The organism is Aliiroseovarius pelagivivens (genome assembly GCF_900302485.1).
In the GTDB taxonomy this organism is placed as follows: Bacteria; Pseudomonadota; Alphaproteobacteria; order Rhodobacterales; family Rhodobacteraceae; genus Aliiroseovarius; species Aliiroseovarius pelagivivens.
The window spans coordinates 2,233,968-2,252,509 of sequence record NZ_OMOI01000001.1; the positions used below are offsets into that span (position 1 = coordinate 2,233,968).

14 protein-coding genes are annotated in these 18,542 nt (G+C 54.7%); 7 read left to right on the forward strand and 7 right to left on the reverse strand.

The window, feature by feature from the left end:
- The first annotated feature begins 197 nt into the window (after window positions 1-197).
- A complete protein-coding gene (locus ALP8811_RS10810; protein WP_108857114.1) occupies window positions 198-896 on the forward strand; it encodes a cyclic nucleotide-binding domain-containing protein in 699 nt (232 codons plus the stop codon).
- 237 nt (window positions 897-1,133) lie between these two features.
- On the opposite strand, the gene ALP8811_RS10815 is transcribed toward ALP8811_RS10810, so the two are convergent.
- Entirely contained in the window at window positions 1,134-3,593 is a 2,460-nt protein-coding gene (locus ALP8811_RS10815) for a GcvT family protein (protein ID WP_108857115.1), read from the reverse strand.
- A gap of 102 nt (window positions 3,594-3,695) precedes the next feature.
- Here ALP8811_RS10815 and ALP8811_RS10820 point away from each other — a divergent pair, with 102 nt between their 5' ends.
- Window positions 3,696-4,322 (forward strand): TetR/AcrR family transcriptional regulator, encoded by a 627-nt coding sequence (locus ALP8811_RS10820; protein ID WP_108857116.1) that lies wholly within the window; start codon window positions 3,696-3,698, stop codon window positions 4,320-4,322.
- A 163-nt stretch (window positions 4,323-4,485) separates the two neighbouring features.
- On the opposite strand, the gene ALP8811_RS10825 is transcribed toward ALP8811_RS10820, so the two are convergent.
- The 4 genes from ALP8811_RS10825 to ALP8811_RS10840 are packed head-to-tail and all read right to left on the reverse strand — an operon-like array spanning window position 4,486 to window position 8,647.
- Window positions 4,486-5,583, reverse strand: a complete 1,098-nt coding sequence (locus tag ALP8811_RS10825; RefSeq protein WP_108857117.1) for an ABC transporter ATP-binding protein — start codon at window positions 5,581-5,583, stop codon at window positions 4,486-4,488.
- Between the two features lie 4 nt (window positions 5,584-5,587).
- Entirely contained in the window at window positions 5,588-6,481 is an 894-nt protein-coding gene (locus ALP8811_RS10830) for a carbohydrate ABC transporter permease (RefSeq protein ID WP_108857118.1), read from the reverse strand.
- On the reverse strand, window positions 6,474-7,346 hold the full coding sequence (locus ALP8811_RS10835) for a carbohydrate ABC transporter permease (RefSeq protein ID WP_108857119.1): 873 nt from the start codon (window positions 7,344-7,346) through the stop codon (window positions 6,474-6,476). Before ALP8811_RS10835 ends, ALP8811_RS10830 begins: the two co-directional genes overlap by 8 nt.
- A 56-nt stretch (window positions 7,347-7,402) precedes the next feature.
- Window positions 7,403-8,647 (reverse strand): ABC transporter substrate-binding protein, encoded by a 1,245-nt coding sequence (locus ALP8811_RS10840; RefSeq protein WP_108857120.1) that lies wholly within the window; start codon window positions 8,645-8,647, stop codon window positions 7,403-7,405.
- A gap of 234 nt (window positions 8,648-8,881) precedes the next feature.
- Between ALP8811_RS10840 and ALP8811_RS10845 the strand changes: the two genes are divergently transcribed.
- The 3 genes from ALP8811_RS10845 to ALP8811_RS10855 all read left to right on the forward strand — a co-directional run bounded on the left by ALP8811_RS10845 (window position 8,882) and on the right by ALP8811_RS10855 (window position 13,024).
- Window positions 8,882-9,619, forward strand: coding sequence for a response regulator transcription factor (locus tag ALP8811_RS10845; RefSeq protein ID WP_108857513.1), 738 nt, complete (start codon window positions 8,882-8,884; stop codon window positions 9,617-9,619).
- Window positions 9,616-11,067, forward strand: a complete 1,452-nt coding sequence (locus tag ALP8811_RS10850; protein WP_245924619.1) for a sensor histidine kinase — start codon at window positions 9,616-9,618, stop codon at window positions 11,065-11,067. The genes ALP8811_RS10845 and ALP8811_RS10850 overlap by 4 nt, the downstream gene beginning before the upstream one ends.
- A 718-nt stretch (window positions 11,068-11,785) precedes the next feature.
- A complete protein-coding gene (locus tag ALP8811_RS10855; RefSeq protein ID WP_146184016.1) occupies window positions 11,786-13,024 on the forward strand; it encodes a helix-turn-helix transcriptional regulator in 1,239 nt (412 codons plus the stop codon).
- Between the two features lie 144 nt (window positions 13,025-13,168).
- On the opposite strand, the gene ALP8811_RS10860 is transcribed toward ALP8811_RS10855, so the two are convergent.
- On the reverse strand, window positions 13,169-13,639 hold the full coding sequence (locus ALP8811_RS10860; protein WP_108857122.1) for a hypothetical protein: 471 nt from the start codon (window positions 13,637-13,639) through the stop codon (window positions 13,169-13,171).
- 191 nt (window positions 13,640-13,830) lie between these two features.
- Between ALP8811_RS10860 and ALP8811_RS10865 the strand changes: the two genes are divergently transcribed.
- Both ALP8811_RS10865 and ALP8811_RS10870 read left to right on the forward strand, forming a co-directional pair.
- Window positions 13,831-14,025 (forward strand): hypothetical protein, encoded by a 195-nt coding sequence (locus ALP8811_RS10865; RefSeq protein ID WP_108857123.1) that lies wholly within the window; start codon window positions 13,831-13,833, stop codon window positions 14,023-14,025.
- Between the two features lie 588 nt (window positions 14,026-14,613).
- Window positions 14,614-15,084: a hypothetical protein gene (locus ALP8811_RS10870; protein WP_108857124.1), complete on the forward strand. Its 471-nt coding sequence runs from the start codon at window positions 14,614-14,616 to the stop codon at window positions 15,082-15,084.
- Here ALP8811_RS10870 and ALP8811_RS10875 read toward each other — a convergent pair.
- The gene (locus ALP8811_RS10875; protein WP_108857125.1) at window positions 15,081-18,533 is read right to left on the reverse strand and encodes a polysaccharide deacetylase family protein; all 3,453 of its coding nucleotides are present in this window, start codon (window positions 18,531-18,533) and stop codon (window positions 15,081-15,083) included. The two genes, ALP8811_RS10870 and ALP8811_RS10875, sit on opposite strands and share 4 nt — an antisense overlap.
- Window positions 18,534-18,542 lie beyond the last annotated feature (9 nt).

An 18,542-nucleotide genomic window follows, 5' to 3' on the forward strand; every position in this document is an offset into this window, starting at 1 on the left:
TGCCGGGGTGAGACTCTTGGGTTTGATCCAAATCAAGAATTTGGAAACCTGCGTACGAAATAAACTTGGACCCCAAGTTCATCAGATCGCGCGCATCGACAGATCAAGAGAGCGCTATCATTTCTGCAAGAGTTCAATTGACAATTATCAATTATTAGCCATATGGTCGGTCTTCTTTGCTGGTAAACGAGACAGTCATGCCCGAGTCGCACTATACCGAAATTCGCAAACTGGACCTGTTTGCCCACATGGATGAAGCGAACTTCCACTCGTTGATGCGTGCTGGCTATGTGCAGAATTTTCCACCGCAAATTGAACTTATTACCGAAGGTGAGGCCAGTGATTTCCTTCACATCGTCCTCAATGGCTCGGTAGAGCTGTTCTCAAATTTGAACGGGCGAGAGACCAGCGTCGCCACGGTTCGACCAATCTCGACCTTCATTCTGGCTGCAACCATCAAAGACGCGCCGTATCTGATGTCCGCGCGTACGCTAGGGAAGAGCCGAATTGTGATGATCCCCAGCCAAGATGTTCGCGGTATCTTTGAAATAGACCATCAGTTCGCACGGGCCATCGTAACCGAACTTGCGCGTTGTTACCGGTCGGTTGTTAAGCAAACGAAAGAGCTCAAGCTCCGCACATCGTTGGAGCGTCTCGCCAATTATCTTCTTCGTCAGCAAATCAGAGCAGGCGGAGGGAGCGTGTTCGAGTTGGAATCCGAGAAACGCCGGCTGGCTTCTTATCTGGGCATGACCCCCGAAAACCTAAGCCGCGCCTTCAAGTCTTTGAAACCTTACGGGGTTCTTGTCGACGGCAGTACGATTGAGATCAAGAATCAAACTGAATTGGTTAACTTCGCCAAGCCCAGTCCTTTGATCGACAACAAGGATACATAGCCCCAACTCCTTCGGGCAATCCTCGTCCATACCTCGATTGAACTGTTAAGGTGAGGCACTCCCCCCCAATCGACGGATGCACAGTCACCCGCTGTCTGGGTAGCGCTTTACCTGCCCGCGTCTGGATGGCAGGCTCTGCGTGTTCGGTATGCCCAACACTGGTCCCTGCCCCCAAAGACGGCGTAGGCCATCCATCCTTTGGAAAGCTGTTCCCTGTCGTACTACGGGCAGATCGATCTACGATTTCACTTTCAGCATTCCCGGATCAAACAAGGGCTTCAGCGACGCAGTGGCCTTAACGCGCGCGCCTGCCACTTCGACTTCCCAGCTACCTTCGGCGACAATAGAGGCGGTCAGCGGCTCGTCCAGTTCGGCAAAGCCAATACCGACAGCGCCGCCAAGGCTGTGGCCATACCCCCCGACTTGCAGGTGACCGACCTCGACCCCGTTCAGATAGATACACTCATTGCCATAAAGAAGTGGCTCGGGGTCATGAAGAAGGAACTGAAGCATCCGGTTGTTCGGAATGCCACGCGCCTTTATTTCAGCAAGTGCATCGCGTCCGATAAATCCGCCGGGTTTCTCAAGCTTAACCGCAAAGCCAAGCCCGGCCTCAATAGGATTGTCAGTATTGTCCACGTCCAACCCGAAATCGCGATAGGCTTTTTCCAGTCGCAACGAGTTGAGGGTCTGCATCCCGGCGTCACGTAGACCGAATTCTTGGCCTACTTCCTTCAACAGATCATAAACCTGCACGGCGGCATATGACGGCACTTGAAGTTCCCAGCCCAGCTCACCAACGAAAGTGACCCGGAAGGCTTTGACGACCCAATATCCGACATCAATGTCTTGCCAAGTCATAAAGGGAAACGCTTCGTTCGACATGTCCGCCGACGTCACCTTTTCCATCAACATGCGTGCTTTCGGACCATGGATGTTGATCTGCGTGATGGCGGGTGTGAGCTCGGTTATCACAACAACTTCGCCCTCGTGAATGTGGCGCTTCATTCGCATAAGTGTGTGCCCATGGCTGTTTTCGCCGACGACGACCATGAAGCGATCTTCGGCCAACCGCGTCACGGTCAGGTCAGCTTCAAACCCGCCTTTCTCGTTAACCCACGCTGTATAAACCAGCCGCCCCGGCTCTATATCGACTTCGTTGCAAGACAGGCGGCTCATCAGCGCCAGCGCATCGGGGCCTTCGACCTGGAACTTGGACATAGTTGACATGTCCATGATGATCACATCCTCGCGGGCGGCACGATGTTCTTCAGCGTGCCAATCGAACCAGTTTTGACGGGACCAGCTATATTCTTCGATCTTTGCCTGCTCAGCGGTGGGCGCGAACCAGTCGGGCATTTCCCAGCCATGCCCCTCGGCGAAGTAAGCGCCATTCGCGGCTAGTCGATCGTGCAGGACGGAACGCTTAAGGTCGCGGGCGGTGTGAAAGCCTTCATTGTGGAAGTGCTGGCCGAACATTTTGCCCAGCAACTCCGGCCCGCGGTCGCGGCGGAAGGCGCGGGTCGCCTCGTGACGGGTAAAGCGGTTGACATTGATGCCGGTGACATCGATCTGCGGATGACCGCTGACAATCCATTCAGCCAGCACCTTCCCTGTGCCAGCACCATTCAGAATACCAAGAGAATTCATACCGCAGGCCACGAAACAGTTGCGCAGTTCGGGTGTTTCGCCAACCAGCGGGGCAAGGTCGGGGGTGAAGCTTTCAGGGCCGCAGAACAGCTTGCGTACACCCACGTTCAGGGCGTCAGGGACGCGGGAGTATGCTTTTTCAAGGTGTGGGCCAACGCGATCCCAATCAGGCTCGATTTCACCAAAGGTAAAGTTGTCTGGGATCCCATCCAGCTTCCAAGGTGCCGCGCCGGGCTCGAACAAACCGAGCATCAACCCACCGACTTCCTCTCGGTAATAGGTGTAAGTCGAGGGGTCTTCCAGCACGGGCAGATCGCGGCTGAGACCGTCAATATTCTCGGTGATCAGATAATAGTGCTCGGCGGCTTGCAGCGGCAGATTGATCCCAGCTTTCGCCCCAAGTTGCCGAGACCACATGCCGCCGCAGATCACCACGTTTTCGGCTGTGATGGTCTGACCATCGGCAGTACGCACCCCCGTCGCGGTGCCGTTCTTAGCCAAGATTTCCGAGACCGTGACCCCCTCGTGTATCTTTGCGCCCCCCATTTTCGCACCCTTGGCCAAGGACATGGTGACATCAACGGGATTGGCACGCCCATCTTCGGGGATATAGAAACCCGCCAGTACATCGCTGAGGTCTCCGATGGGAAACAGATCCGCCGTTTCCTTGGGGGAGATTTCATAGATATTGATGCCGTGTCGGCGCATGAAAGGCGCAAGCCGACGCATTTCGTGCACGCGTTCCTCGTTGTTCGCAATCTGCAGATAGCCAACGTCACGAAACCCTGTCGGAACACCAGTTTCCTGCTCAAGATTGGCATATAGGTCCCGCCCGTGGGTATAGATCTCGCATTCGGCTTCCGATTGCAGAAGACCCGCCACGATCAGACCCGCCGCATGCCATGTGGTGCCTGAAGTCAGCTGGTCACGTTCCAGCACGACAACATCCGTCATGCCGAGCTTGGTCAGATGGTAGGCGGTGTTACAGCCAATGGACCCACCCCCGATGATTACCGTCTGCGCGTGTGTGGGAAGCGTCTTAGCCATCGGGATGTCCTTCCAGTGCGAATCGTAATTTTGATCAAATCCTACAATTGACCGGCGTCGCAAATCAACCTATTGATTGAACAACCATTCAATAGGTTCTTCATGACTTCGACCAAAAGCTCTAAGAAATCGCGCACAGCGCCCCCAGAGGTCCGGCGCAAACAGCTGATTGATGCGACCATCTCCTGCATCGCCCGCAAGGGCATTTCGGGAACAACTCTAAGCGCCATCGCCGCCGAGGCGGGGCTCTCCTTGGGGCTGGCTAATTTCCACTTCAAGAGCAAGGATGCTCTGCTCTCTGAAACGCTGAAACACTTGGCGGCAGAGCATCGCGATATGTGGCAACAAGATGCAATGCGCGACGATCTGTCGGACACAGACAAGCTGCTCTCCATCGTGTCGGCGCAATTCCACCCCCGCATCTGCAGCCGAAAGAAGCTGGCGGTTTGGTTCGCCTTCTTTGGAGAGGCAAGTTATCGAAAGACCTATCGGTCGATCTCATCCCAAATCGACATGGAGCGACAAGAGCTTTGTGCAGAACTGTTGGAAACCATTATCGCAGATGGGCAATACATGAATGCCGATGCCAAGCAGGTCGCTGAGACATTGGAAGGCATGTTCGACGGGTTTTGGTTAAACATGCTCATGTACCCAGATACGTTCCTGCGCACCAATGCTGAGCGCCAAGTGATGAACTATCTCAAGCTGGTTTTCACAAAGCACTTTTGAGGCCGGGTCCGATTGGTCTATCAAGTATGCGCCCTACATATCGTGAAAGTCAGGCCAATCGTCATTGGTAAGTCTACGCGCGGTGCGGGGGACGATCACGCCTTGTTCGGTCAATGCCAAACGCGCATTCGTCCCCCCAATATCGGCCACCGGGCGCAAAAGATCAGTTCAGGCGCAGGCCGGTGTCCGGTTCGAAATAGGACACTTTGCCAAGATCAAACGCCAAACGTTGCGCGACACCCGCAGTTGCCGTGGTCTCTGCATGCAAACGCGCTGTTACGTGTTTACCACCCAGCTGCATCACAGCGAATGTATCGGCGCCCGCGGGCTCGACAATATCGATCACGCACTCTGCCTCTTGTGTGTCGCCTGCGCGGGCAAGGGCGGAGTCTACGATATCTTCTGGACGCACTCCGAGGATCACGTTTTCGGGCAAATCCATATTGCGTGTGTCCGTCAACACAATCGGTCCCCCATCGTTTCGCGCGATCTCTATCTGCATGTCGTTGCCGTTCGCCTTTGCTTTGGCGGGGATCAGGTTCATCGCAGGGCTGCCCATGAAATCGGCCACAAACAGGTTGGCAGGACGGTTATAGATTTCCGCGGGCGTGCCGATTTGCTGGATTACACCACCTTTCATCACGACGATTTTGGTCGCCAGTGTCATGGCTTCAATCTGGTCGTGGGTCACGTAAACCATCGACGCACCTAGACGTTGATGCAGCGCCTTGATTTCGGTGCGCATCTCGACCCGCAATTTGGCATCAAGATTGGAAAGGGGTTCGTCGAACAGGAACAGTTTCGGATCTCGCACCAAGGCTCGGCCCATGGCGACGCGTTGGCGTTGACCGCCCGACAGCTGCCCCGGTTTGCGGTTCAACAACGGTTCGATTTGCAGCTGCTGTGCCACATAGGCCAGCTTCTCGGCCTGAGTGGCTGGATCAATGCCACGCACCTTCATTCCGAACGTGATGTTCTTGGCCACAGTCATGGTCGGGTACAGCGCGTATGATTGGAACACCATCGCGATGTCGCGGTCTTTGGGGCTGACATTGGTCATGTCCTGACCGCCAATCGCCATGTTCCCACTTGTGATTGGTTCCAACCCTGCAATGCAGTTCAAAAGCGTGGATTTACCGCAACCAGAGGGGCCGACAAGCACAAGGAAATCACCCTGTTCGATGGCCACGTTGATGTCTTTGAGGATTTCAACAGACCCGTAGTTCTTGAACAGGTTGTTGATTTCGAGGATGGGGGCCATGTGATTATCCTTTCACAGATCCAGCGGTCAGACCGCGGACGAAGTATTTACCAGCGACGACATAGACAAACAGTGTGGGCAGAGCGGCGATGATCGCTGCGGCCATATCTACGTTGTAGGCTTTGATGCCGGTGGTTGAATTCACGATGTTATTCAGGGCGACAGTCACAGGCTGTGTACCCGCCTGACTGAACGAAATGCCAAACAAGAAGTCGTTCCAGATTTGGGTGAACTGCCAGATGACTGTCACCACGATGATGGGCAACGACAGTGGCAAAAAGATCGACCAAAAGATGCGGAAGAACCCGGCGCCGTCGACTTTTGCAGCCTTCGTCAGTTCGGATGGGATCGACACATAGTAGTTTCGGAAAAACAACGTGGTGAACCCAAGACCGTAGACGACATGGACAAAGATCAGGCCGGGGATGGTTCCCGCAAGGCCCATAAGTCCCAACATCCGTGCCATCGGCAGCAGAACAACCTGGAACGGGATGAAACAGCCAAACAGCATCAGCGCGAAAAACAGGTTAGCGCCTTTGAACCGCCACTGCGCCACGACAAATCCGTTCAATGCGCCAATCAGGGTCGAGATAAAGACCGCAGGGATCGCAATTAAGACCGAGTTCCAAAAGAACGGGCGTACGCCTTCACATTGGATGCCTGTGCAGGCCTGAGACCACGCGGTGCGCCATGCATCTAACGTCGCCTCACGCGGAAGCGAGATCAGATCGCCAGTTCGGATTTCGTCGAGGCTTTTGAACGAGGTGGTGATCATGACGAACAGCGGTGTCAGATAGAACAAGGCGAACAGGCCAAGCATCAGGTACAACCCCCATCGCAAGGCGATTTTACCTGCGTTGCTCCCTGATGCAGCGGGTGTGTAGGACATATCAGTCATTTTTGGACCTCAGTTCTGAATAGAGGTAGGGAACGACAATCGCGAAGACGACCATCATCATCACCATTGCAGAGCTGGCCGCCTGACCGATGTCACCACGCGAGAACGCCATGGCGTACATGTAGGTCGCGGGCAGATCAGTCGCATACCCGGGGCCGCCCCCAGTGAGCGCAATGACCAAATCGAAGCTCTTGATTGCCAGGTGCGACAGCACGATGAAGGCAGACAAAAATATCGGGGTCATCGAAGGAAGGATAATGGCGGTATAAACGCGCCATGTGGGGATTCCATCGATCTGCGCGGCCTTGATGATTTCCTGATCCACAGATCGAAGACCTGCCAGAAACAGCGCCATAACAAAACCAGAGCTTTGCCAGATCGCGGCGATGACAATAGTGTAGATTGCCATGTCGGGATTCACGAGCCAGTCAAACGAGAATGTCTCGAACCCCCAACCGCGTACTGTGGCCTCAAGCCCCAATCCGGGGTTCAATATCCATTTCCACGCCGTCCCTGTGACGATCATCGAAAGGGCCATTGGGTAAAGGTAGATTGTACGGATCGCGCCTTCGGTGCGGATGTTTTGATCCAGCAAGATCGCCAGTATCAGCCCAAGGATCATCGAGATCACGATAAACAAGAAACCAAACACAAACAGGTTGCCAAACGCCGTGTCCCAACGGGGGGAGTCGAACAACCTGTCGTACTGGATAAACCCTTCGATTTCGTATTTTGGCAGAAGGCGCGACCGCGTCAAAGACACCCAAGCAGTCCAGGCAATAAAGCCATAGACGAAAATCAGGACAATGATGAACGATGGGGCCAGTACCAATTTTGGCGTATTTTCTTCAAGCCATTTGGTCATGGGACAAATTCCTAATGGTCCTCAGCCCCGCGATAACCGGGGCTGAGGAACGTGCATTAAAGGCTGTTTGCGATGGCAGCGGCAAGCTGCTGAACAGCGTCTTCTGACGACATGTCAGAATTGAAGTGTGCAGTCACAACGTCTGTGATGGCACCGGATTGCGCACCGCGCAGGGCCATGCCGTGAGCGTAGGATGGCAACAGTGAGCCACCTTCGTTGCTGGCAGCCATGTCCTTGGCGGACAGGATTGCGCAGCTGTCAAACGCATCCAAGGACACATCTGTACGCGCTGGGATAGACCCTTTGTTGAGGTTGAACACCTCTTGGAATTTCTGGCCAACAACCAGCTCTGCCAACAGCGCCTGACCTTGCTGTTTCTCTTCGCCGCTCACTTCGAACATCGCGAAACTGTCAACGTTGTACAGGAAGCCATCACCCGGTGTAGAGGCGCAGAGGAAGTCTTCGCCCGGGACCTGGCCTGCGGCCATGAATTCGCCCTTGGCCCAATCGCCCATGATCTGGAACGCTGCTTCACCGTTCATGACCATCGCTGTGGCAAGGTTCCAATCGCGGCCGGAAAAGTTGCTGTCGACGAAACCGCGCATGACGCGCATCTGGTCGAACACGGCAACCATCTCGTCCGATGTAAGCGTGTCTGTGTCCAGCTCAACGAACGCTTTGTGGTAACCGTCTGGCCCCAAAATTCCCAAAGCAACGGCTTCAAACACTGTCGCGTCCTGCCATGCCTGACCACCGTGCGCCAATGGGATGATACCTGCAGCCATCAGTTTTTCAGCGGCGGTATTGAATTCGGCCCATGAGGTTGGCATGCCGATGCCGTTTGCCTCCAGAACGTCGGCGTTTGCCCAGATCCAGTCAACGCGGTGAACGTTTACAGGGGCAGCACACCATGTGCCGTCACACTGCATGTGACCGGCAATTGAGGCCGGCAGAACGTCAGCCCAGTTGTTGGCTTCGGCAACAGCAGAGATGTCAGCCAATACGCCTTCTTCATACCATTCCTGAATGGCTGGGCCTTTGATCTGCGCTGCGGTTGGTGCGTTGCCCGCCAAAACACGTGCACGCAGAGCAGTGCCTGCTGCATCACCACCGCCGCCAGCGACTGGCATATCGGTCCATGTGCCGCCATTGGCTGCGAATTCTTCTTGCAGAACGGCCACGGATTTCGCTTCGCCGCCCGATGTCCAGTAATGCAAAACTTCTGCCTGTGGCTCGGCGAAAACAGCTGTCGCTGCGAAAATGGCCAAACCGGACACGGCGCCCGTAACATGAGTATTCATTTTCGATTTCCTCCCAGAAAAACCGCTCCTCGCGGCTCGAATGACCTTAGTGTTGCTGCCTACACCGCCTCCGCGCAATCGCACATGACAGGTATTCCTGCGGCGCATGCAGAAATTTCGTCCCCCTGTTACACGCTGTTACGTTAGGCTCGATTCTGTTGCATTTTGTTACATAACAATGACACGCAGGTGCGGATCGGAGGAAGCCGCCCATTGCGCTGGAGGTAAATGACGATGGCGATTCCACGTATATTAGTGGTCGATGATGACCCCGACATGCGCCAAATGATGACACAGTTCTTGCGTCAAAACGGGTCAATCGCTTTGCCCGCCGCCAACGAGGGTGAAGTGGATAACCATATCGAAGGTGGCCGTGTTGATCTAATCATTCTCGATGTCATGCTGGGGGATGAGAACGGTTTGGAGATCTGCAGACGTCTGCGGCGTGAACAGGATGTGCCGATCATCATGGTCTCTGCCCTATCAGCAGATCACCAACGCATGGAAGGCTATGCTGTGGGCGCGGACGACTATATCGCCAAGCCGTTTAACCCCGATCTACTGCTGGCGCGGATCAAAGCGGTACTGTCGCGTACTCGGCGGTCAGCCTCGCTTGTTCATCGGCGCAACACGAAGACCTTCCAGTTTGACGGCTGGACCTATGACGCCAAATCCAGCGAGGTTCTCTCTCCTGCTAATATTCAGGTCGCCCTGTCACGGCGAGAAACCACGTTGCTGCAAGTCCTGTTGGCCAATCCACACATCCCCCTGACTCGCGAAGAGATCGCGGCCAACCTTGATGTGACAGGCGAGGCCGCGCCCACAACCGAAGCATCAGGCCGTGCTATTGATGTCTTGGTTGGCCGCTTGCGCAACAAAATTGAATCCAACCCCAAAGACCCCCAAATCCTAAAGACAGAACGCGGCGTCGGTTATGTATTTGCCGTTGATGTTACGGAGTTGGACGGGTGAAAAAACCACTCAACAGCCTGCGCATACTCGGACCCGCCTTGGTGCTTGCCGCGCTTGTGACAGGCGCTGGTACGGTGTGGGTATGGGCGAAGTCGACCTCTGATTGGCGCGCCCATGGTGGCGCGGCTTTTGATGCGGGGGTAACGCTGTACTATGCGCTCCAGAACGGGACCGCTCCGCCCGAGGGCGTGACTTTGACTTCGCTACCGCCAGTCGATCAGGGCCATGCAACAGCGGGGTCGTTTCGCCAAATCGCAGGAACCCCGCCTGCTGCGCGCATCACCATTGTCCCGATCTTGCCGGATGCCGCCAACCAAATTACCGGGGCCGCCGTCACAATGGCCATCCTGTCGCCGGACCTGACCTACAGCCTTGCCGACCTGCCGCACCGCGATGGTCAAACGGCTGCGGAAACCATGGGCGCGATCACCCGTAAAATGGCGACCTTTTGCAGCGATCCGGTGGTTGTTGTTCGCATGGGAGATGGGGACTGGCTGCGTGTTGATGGCAATCCCGTTTGGGGATGCGCGGCGGCGCCAGCAGATCTGCGCATTTTGGTGACGCTGCTTGCAGTGGTTACAACCAGTATCCTGATGACGCTCTCCCTAAACCTGTCAGCGTCCTTTTTGACTTTTGCCGAACAGCTTCGGAACCGCCGCCGCGTTGGCGGGCCGACGCGTTATGAACCTGAAGGACCGCAAGAGCTGCAGTCGATCATCGGCGCGGTGAACAGCTATCTGGAAATCGAACGCGAACAATTGGCAGGTCGCGCTGCGGTTCTGTCTGGCGTCAGCCACGATCTGGGCACCCCCGCTGCGCGCCTAAGATTGCGGGCTGCGTTTGTCCAAGATCCTGAACTTCGCCAGAAGTTCGAAGCCGACATCGACAGCATGACAGCCATCATCGAGAGCGTGCTGACATATACCCATGCAGAAATGGGCGCTGAAGAGCCTCGCAAACTTTCGCTGACGTCGCTCATCGATGCTATTGTTGTCAATTATCAAGACATGGGTCGCCCGGTCACACTTCGCCCGGCCAAAGACGTGATTGTTCAAGGCGGGCAATCCATCTTCATGTCCCGCCAAGGCTACGGCGTGGTTTCCAACGACCGCGATACAGTTGTCTTTGGACGGCCTGTGTCGCTAGAGCGCGCGATCACAAACTTAATCGAAAACGCACTGAAGTATGGCCGAAGAGCGACCATTTCCCTGTTAGCTGACGCACAATCCGCAACTGTGATTATCGAAGACGAAGGCTCAGATAGTACCGCCGCAGAAATCGAAGATCTGCTTGCCCCGTTTCAACGCGGTGAAAACACGACAACGATTGATGGACATGGGCTGGGACTGACGATCGTTTCCACCATTGCGAAGTTGCATGGTGGCACTCTGACATTTGAAGACACTGCTGCGGGCGTTTCCGCGCGCTTGCTCATCCAACGCAATTGACGACCGTTTATGTGAACTGACGTATCAAGACCCTTCTGCCAGCGGTCATTCATGCTCTTTGCTGAACTCAACATGAGGGTTCAAAACCACAGAATTATGGTGTGGTGACAGCGCAGTGACGTCGCCATAAATCCAGCCGCCTGAGTGGCACTTGATCCTGATATTCAGAGAAAAGGCATGACGATGATGTGCGTTATGCGGCCCATCATACGGCGCGGCACAGAGGCCTTGGCCGTCCTGGATCATGCCTATCGAACCGCAAGCGGGGCCTGATCTGACAGAGCCCCGGGGAGGCCTGCCCAACCTGCCCGGAGGAACAGATAGCGTGCCCATAACTCAGGGCGCTCCACGCACCCTCTCGTGGGCCGGAAGATAGAATCCGGTGCAGCCTATATGCCTCCGTGCGCATCGGTCATAGTGGGCGGATCGTGGACATTTGCTGCATCCCAGAAGCCGGCGAGCAGATACCGCGGACGCGCACATTCAGACCGTCAAAAAACTGGAATCTCCTGACGAGCCAACGTCAAAGACAACGCTCATTGGGCTTTGCCCGGCTAGGAAACGGGCAGCTCTACAACGCTCTCCGTCCTAGACTTCGAAGATCGAAAACCTGTGTAGCCTGTAAAATCCCCAGCCTTGACGGAATTGCTTTCAGTGTGAAGTATTGAAGTTGCTACATGACTTATCGAAGACATTGACTGGAGTGGGGAGGTCAATCGTGGCCAGCTCTGAAATTAGAGCAGCACAAGAATTAAGCGAACTCATTGGACTTATTTATGATTCCGCTCTGGAGCCGAACCAATGGGAGAGGCTGCTTCAAAAGATTTGCGAGATGTTCCCCGGTCACATGGCATTGACAGGTACTTTTGACGGAGGCCATTTCCTTGGAGGGTATTCCCCTTCAGGCTTTATGACCGAACAATTCAAGTCAATGTATGAAGCCCGCTGGGACGATGGGCATTTTATCGGTGACCAGACGGCTTATGCCGACGAGCGCGCAGCAGCGCTTCGGCGCGATCCGCCGACTTTGGGCCGGGTCCGTAGCTCGCGGGATTGGTATTCTGATGAAGAGTATCGCAACACGGCATTCAATCGGATTTTCATGAAGCCCGTCAGAACCGGTCATTGGACAACTCTTGTTTTCGCTTTGAATGGTACGCGTCTGGCAGCCCTCATGTTTTTTGAGAACGAAGAAGAAGCGCTTGAAAAAGACTTCGCCGGGCTCCGCCAAATTCTGGAGCTCATTTCGCCACATGTGGTGCGTGCAACAAGAATTGCACGGGCGATTTATATGGCGAAGGAAGTCGCTGAAACTTACAAAGGATTTTTGGATGCGATAGCCATCCCGCTTTTGATCACGGATAGCGGTCGGACCTTGCAAACTGCGAACTCTGCAGGGCAGCGCCTGTTGGACCGAGGAGACTTATTTCGGCTGTCCCAGAACGGGAGTCTGTCGTTGGTGGATGTGCATGATTTCAACGCGTTTCGCAAAATCCTGCTTGATGTCGAAATAGATAACGATGCACGCGGCTTGCGTCTGGAGCAGGCGGATGGCGTTATTTCACTTTGCGTCGCGCCATTCCACCCTTCCATGGTCACCCATCTGCAGGCGGAGAAGGACGTTTTTGATAAAGACCAACTGCTAGCAATATTTGTCGGGGCACACGGTACACACTCGATAAACTCTGGTCTGTTGCAGGATGTTTTCCAACTAACCCCCCGCGAGGCGACGATTTGTAACGCTTTGGCGTCTGGGCAAACGCCGATGCAGATCTCGGTCGAACTGGGTCGGGCAGAGAAGACGATCCGGAACCAAATTCAATCAGTGTATGACAAGGTCGGTGTCGCTTCGAACCGCGAACTGTCAGATGCGCTGTCCGTGTTTCGGGCGGTCGGCGCAATGTTTGATTCAGAAGACCCGTATTTGTTCGGAGAACAACAACCTCGGGTCACTTGAGACCGCGGATTGCACAAACCACAAAGGCTTCTCGGATGCCTCCATAGTCGCCCAACAAAAGCTCGGCGCCTTTTGTAGAACGCCGAACTCAGATTTCGCAGACCGAAGCGCCTCAACGCATTTCAATTCACGCGAAATATCCCTTTAGTTCACGACGACCGAACCAAGAACATCGAGCTTCGACTCCCCAGTCTCGGGATTGGTCGCTGTGGTGAAGGTGCCACCGCCAGTTGCATTGGCGAACTTGCCGGTTCCACCCGAGACATACCACGTGCCAACCGAGGCTCTATCCGGGGTCATACCAGTGACATTCCAGGGGCCAAACCAAGCGTCTCCATCTGCGTCGGACCAAATACAAACGCCCATACCGGACGCACCAGAGCCAAGGGCGATCTGCATGCTGCCCAGGCATTCCCCGGTCATTCCATCAAGGGGGGATCCACTTTGGGGCAGTGTGTACATCGATTTGAGGTCGACAAAGACATGCGTCTCGCCAAGCGGCATGTATTTGTTCTCGGATTTGCCAACGGTCGACCCGCTGACATCGTAGGACGCTCCACCGGCAAAAGCGGCGCCGGTCGAAGCTATAAATGCGAGAGCTGTAAGGGTTTTCATAAAATTTCTCCTTCGAAACATCCTCGACGCTTAGTTGTTCAGCGCGTCGTTTGCTGATGTTTCGAACCTGGCATTGCGCACGTAGGACCCGCATGAGCAAAGGTACCCAAAGCGATATGGGTAATACTCCTCATGAAACACACCTCTGGTCCACGGCATCATCCAGACATCAGATAAAAGGAGTTTCAAAAATGAAAATGTTCACCCAATCCCTTAAAATCGCAATTGCCGTATCCACGATTGGTCTTGGAATTGTTGCGACGCCCACCGCCGCGCAGGCCATGCCCATGCCAACGCTAAGCTTTCCGGACGCCGAGTCCGGATGGGGCTGTCGTTTCACCAGCACATGTGAGTTTGGTCCGTTGTCGACGCGCGAAAACCGCTAACACCTGCAAAAATCTGGCTTGGTCGCATCGCCTCAGGAAACGTGCGGCTGGCCAGTGATCATACCAACTTCGCATTGCCCGATTGAGTTGTCTCAAGCCCTGACTTCAATAGCACAAACAAGTTTCGCGATGGCAGGCGGCGTTGCGGCCACGACTCCCCCCGTTTGTTGACAGCTATGGTCCGATGGCTGCCAGCTCACGAACTCGTCTCGAATGACGATCTGACTATTCTTGGGATGTCCCACATTTATCACCCCCATCGAGTGACACAGAGGGAATACTGCACTCTGTGAAAACTGGCGAAAAGATACGCGAACGGGAAGCGGTTACGGTGCAACCATTCAAGCCATTTGCAGATCAGGAAAACAGATTTGGTGAATACCGAACGGGGTCGAACCGTTGACCTCTTGCAGGCCATGGGCAAGAAATCGCGTGCGCCATAGACACATATAGATTTTGCGATATGAACATATTATTGCTCGAATTCACATCTAAAAGCATGTGCCTATACGGTCCAATCTGTTGAAAAAACTGAAAACGTACCTAAGTGCCAGCCCATCGCCCCGACGCCACTTTAAGGAGAGAAGTATGACATTGCCGAAAACGCTGAAGCCCCTTCTCCTTTTGATACTCTCGTTCATCGCACCAATGGCAATGGCGGATGTGACTTGTAAAGGCGACTGGCAGAGTGCGGCTTTGACCAACTATGAAAGCTATCCCGATCCGGGAAGTGTCGAGTGCGTCAAGTACAATGGCTGCAAATGGGCAGGTCAGTTCTATGGTGTCAGTGGCAAGAAGTCCGAAAGCTGGGTGGCCAGCAAAAATATCGCTGCTGTTCACCAAAAGCACTGGAGCCGTCTTGGTGGGAAACACCTGCGTTTGCGTCAGGGCAACCGCGAGATCGTTGTTCAAGTGCTGGACCTTTGTGCCGATTCCGACTGCAACGGCTGCTGCACAAAGAACCTTGGCGGCGACGGTTATTTGATCGACATCGAGAAGTTCACGATGGGACGCTTTGGATCAGGCTCGGGCACCGTTAATTTTCAGGTGTGCAGCTAAGCCTGTCCGCGGGGATCCTCTGCGACCTTATCAACATGAACAACACGTGCTTGAGCCCTTGAAAGCTCAAGCGCACTTTTCAGATCAATCGACGACGTACGCGTGATTTTACGCCACCCTGTAAAGCGCCCAGTGACGGCGCGCGCGATCGAGCGCAAGGCCACCATCCAGTAGATCTGACGATAGAAAAACCTTTGCGTTAAAACCCAAGGCAACAGGCGCTTGTCCTCTTTGGGCTCAAGCCCGAATGCAATGGTGGCCAGAACGAGGTCCGAAAGCAGGTAAGCCACATACCCAATCGCGACCAGTATAGACGAACTTTGAAGTGCTGCCCGGGAACCGTCTGACAGAAGCTCGAATAGCGCGAACAGATTGAAGATCATGACAAGGTCTGCAATGGGCGCAAACAGGGAAAACACGGCGCCGAACAAGAACAGATCGGGGATCGACACCAAGCCAACCGCACGCCGCTCTAAAAACGCGCCTTTGTGTTTCCAGGCGATTTGCAGCATTCCGAAATGCCAGCGCAACCTTTGTCGCATCCATTGCCGGATGGTTTCCGGAGCTTCTGTGAACGCATGGGCTGCAGGTTCGTAGACCACCCTGAAATCATTGCGAATGACCGAGACAGTCAGGTCCGCGTCCTCGACAAGTGTTTGGGTCGTATAGCCGCCAGAGGTGATCACGGCTTCTGTGCGCCATGCCCCGATCGAGCCCGGCACCACCATGATCCCGTTCAAAACCTCGTAAGCACGACGGTCCAGATTCTGCGCAGAAATGTATTCGATCGCCTGAAGACGGGTCAAAAGATTGCGTCGGTTTCCAACTTTAACATTCCCCGCAACCGCACCGATTTCAGGGTCGTTGAAATGCTTGACCAGCTCTCCGATCGCTTCGGGCGCGATGATCGTATCTGCATCAATGGCAACAAAGACAGGTGTGTCGATATGTCGAATGCCAGTATTCAGCGCCTCGGCCTTGCCCTGATTGTCTTGGCGGATCAGGCGAATGCGTGGGTCGGCACCAAAGTGGTCACTGACCACTTGAGCCGTGTCATCGGTCGAGCCGTCATCAATCACGATCACCTGAGCAATCGGGTAGGTCGACTGAAGCACCGATGTAATCGACTTCACGATCACTGTTTCTTCGCAATAAGCCGGGATAAGAACCGAGACCGGCAAGATCGGTTCGCCGCCCTTGTGGACACGCCGCTCCTTGATCAGCGCCAACACCAAGACGGTCAGAGACCGAAATACGCCCGCAGTAATCAGTACAAAAAACGCGGCTGTAACGGCGGATTTCAGACTGCGGATCAGCAAGAACGAAAGGCCGCTCATCTGATCGCCATCTTCCACCACCCTGCCCGGCTGGATGCTGCTGTCATGGCTTGCGACGCTGGCAACCGACACGATGGATATCCCGGCGTCCTTGAGCGACTGAATGATCTTGGGCAGCGCCTTGACCGTTTGTTCTCGATCACCACCTGCATCGTGTAACAGCACAACGTTGCCTTGATCTGCCTCGGCACGGGACGTCACAGTTCCGACAATCTCTTCAGCACCCGGACGCATCCAATCGGTCGAGTCAATCTCGATCCCGACGACGACATAGTTCTCGTCCGACAATAGGCTGAGAACCCGCGCTTCTTTCGGTGTTTCAGGATTTTCATCAAACCCATAGGGCGCGCGAAACAGATTTGTGCTTTTCCCGGAAACGCTTTCGATCAGTTCTTGCGAGGCATGAAGTTCGAGCTTGAGGCGGAAGTCCGATATCTCCGCGATATTGGGGTGGAAAAACGTGTGGACACCCAGTTCATGCCCCTCATCGACAATACGGCGTGCGATCTCTGGGTGCTGCTGAACCCGCGTTCCAATCACAAAGAAAACCGCCGGAACATCGTGCTCTTTGAGAATGTCCAAGATCGCTGGTGTGTATTTCGCGCTGGGGCCGTCATCGAAGGTTAGTATCACCGACCGATCCGGCATGTCGCCACTTTGGGTCACCGTAAACGCCCGTGGAAGGTCCAGATAGGTCGCTTCGACGATCAAGCCGCGCTCCTGATCCAACTGCAAAACACGCCTTCCAGTCGCTGCCGAGTTATTCCCAGTCAGAAACGGGCCCGCGCCGACATATCTTACATATGGGGCAGCACTGATCCTTTGCAGCAGGCCCAGCGCAACCTCAGGTTCCGGCAAACCTGGCGAGACAATCTTCCAAACTCCGGGGTCTCCGCCTGTAACGGGCCAAAGCGCAACCCCATCCAGTTCGCTGAGCGGAAGCCGCGAGAGCTGGTTATGGGCGCTCAGTGCATCCAAAAGCCAGATGTGATGCCGCTGCCCCTTGTCATCCAGAAAGCGCACCTCGGTGTTCAAGGCGTCATTATCGATGCGTATGGTGCCGCCATGGCTCAGCACTGCCTCTGTGACATCGAAATAGTTTAGATAGGACGGTTCGGATCTGGCGCTGATCCAGTCCATTCCAAACCCACCAATGGCGATGACCACTTTGTCGGCAGGCAGATCAGCCAGCAACTTAGATACCTTCTCTTCAAACCATGCCTGCGGCGCAAGCGGCTCGGGTCCGCTGAAGGGTCCCGGTTCATTGAAGGCAAGCACGATCATTTTGTCCGCCAGATCAGCCGCATTGGGCTGATCCCAAAGCGCATGATCCACACCCGCGATGAGACAGCTGTCTTTACCGACCTTATTAAGACCAGCCCGCAAAGCTGTCGCAAATCCTGTCAGGTCTTGAGCCGCAATTCTGAAGGCACCCGAAAGGTCCACACAAAGCCCGTCGGCACCTTCCGAAACGGCCAAGGACTTCAGCGCGGCAATCAGATCGGTTTGCAGCGCAACAGACGTAAATAAATTCGACTGTGCAGTTTCTTGGGGAACCTCAATCCGAGCAATGGGAAGGAAGCCAACGCGGCCTTTGTTCACCTCCCACAGATTCAGAAGCTTATCTCGATAGGGCGATGGGTGGTTCGTGACAGATCCGGTTGCACCATCAATCGTAACCCAGTCGGACAGCAACACATCAATCGCTTCGATATTTGTTCGGGCCTCTACGACGCCCGCCAACGACCATGACGGCACAAAGGCATGCACTTTGGTTTTCTGAACGGCGTAGGTTTCGTCAGGCGCAACAGCACCTTCTAATGCATCGGTCCAAAGCTGCGAAGACGACGTCGTTGCGCCCTCGCCCTCAATCCCAGAAACGCGTGGTGATCCGGCGGCACCGGAATTGGCCGCTTCGTTTGAGACAGCATCCCAATTCTGAGACGGCAGTTCGGACTGATGAAGATGGACCATGAACGAAACAAACCAAACCGCCACAAACACCAGGAATACGCCGGACAACACGCTGAAGAAGACGAACCGATGGGACGTCGGATCGAAGAACACTGGCTTCGTCTTGGGCTTGTTCTTTTTGTCTTTCGGGCTTTTCAAGTCAGCTAC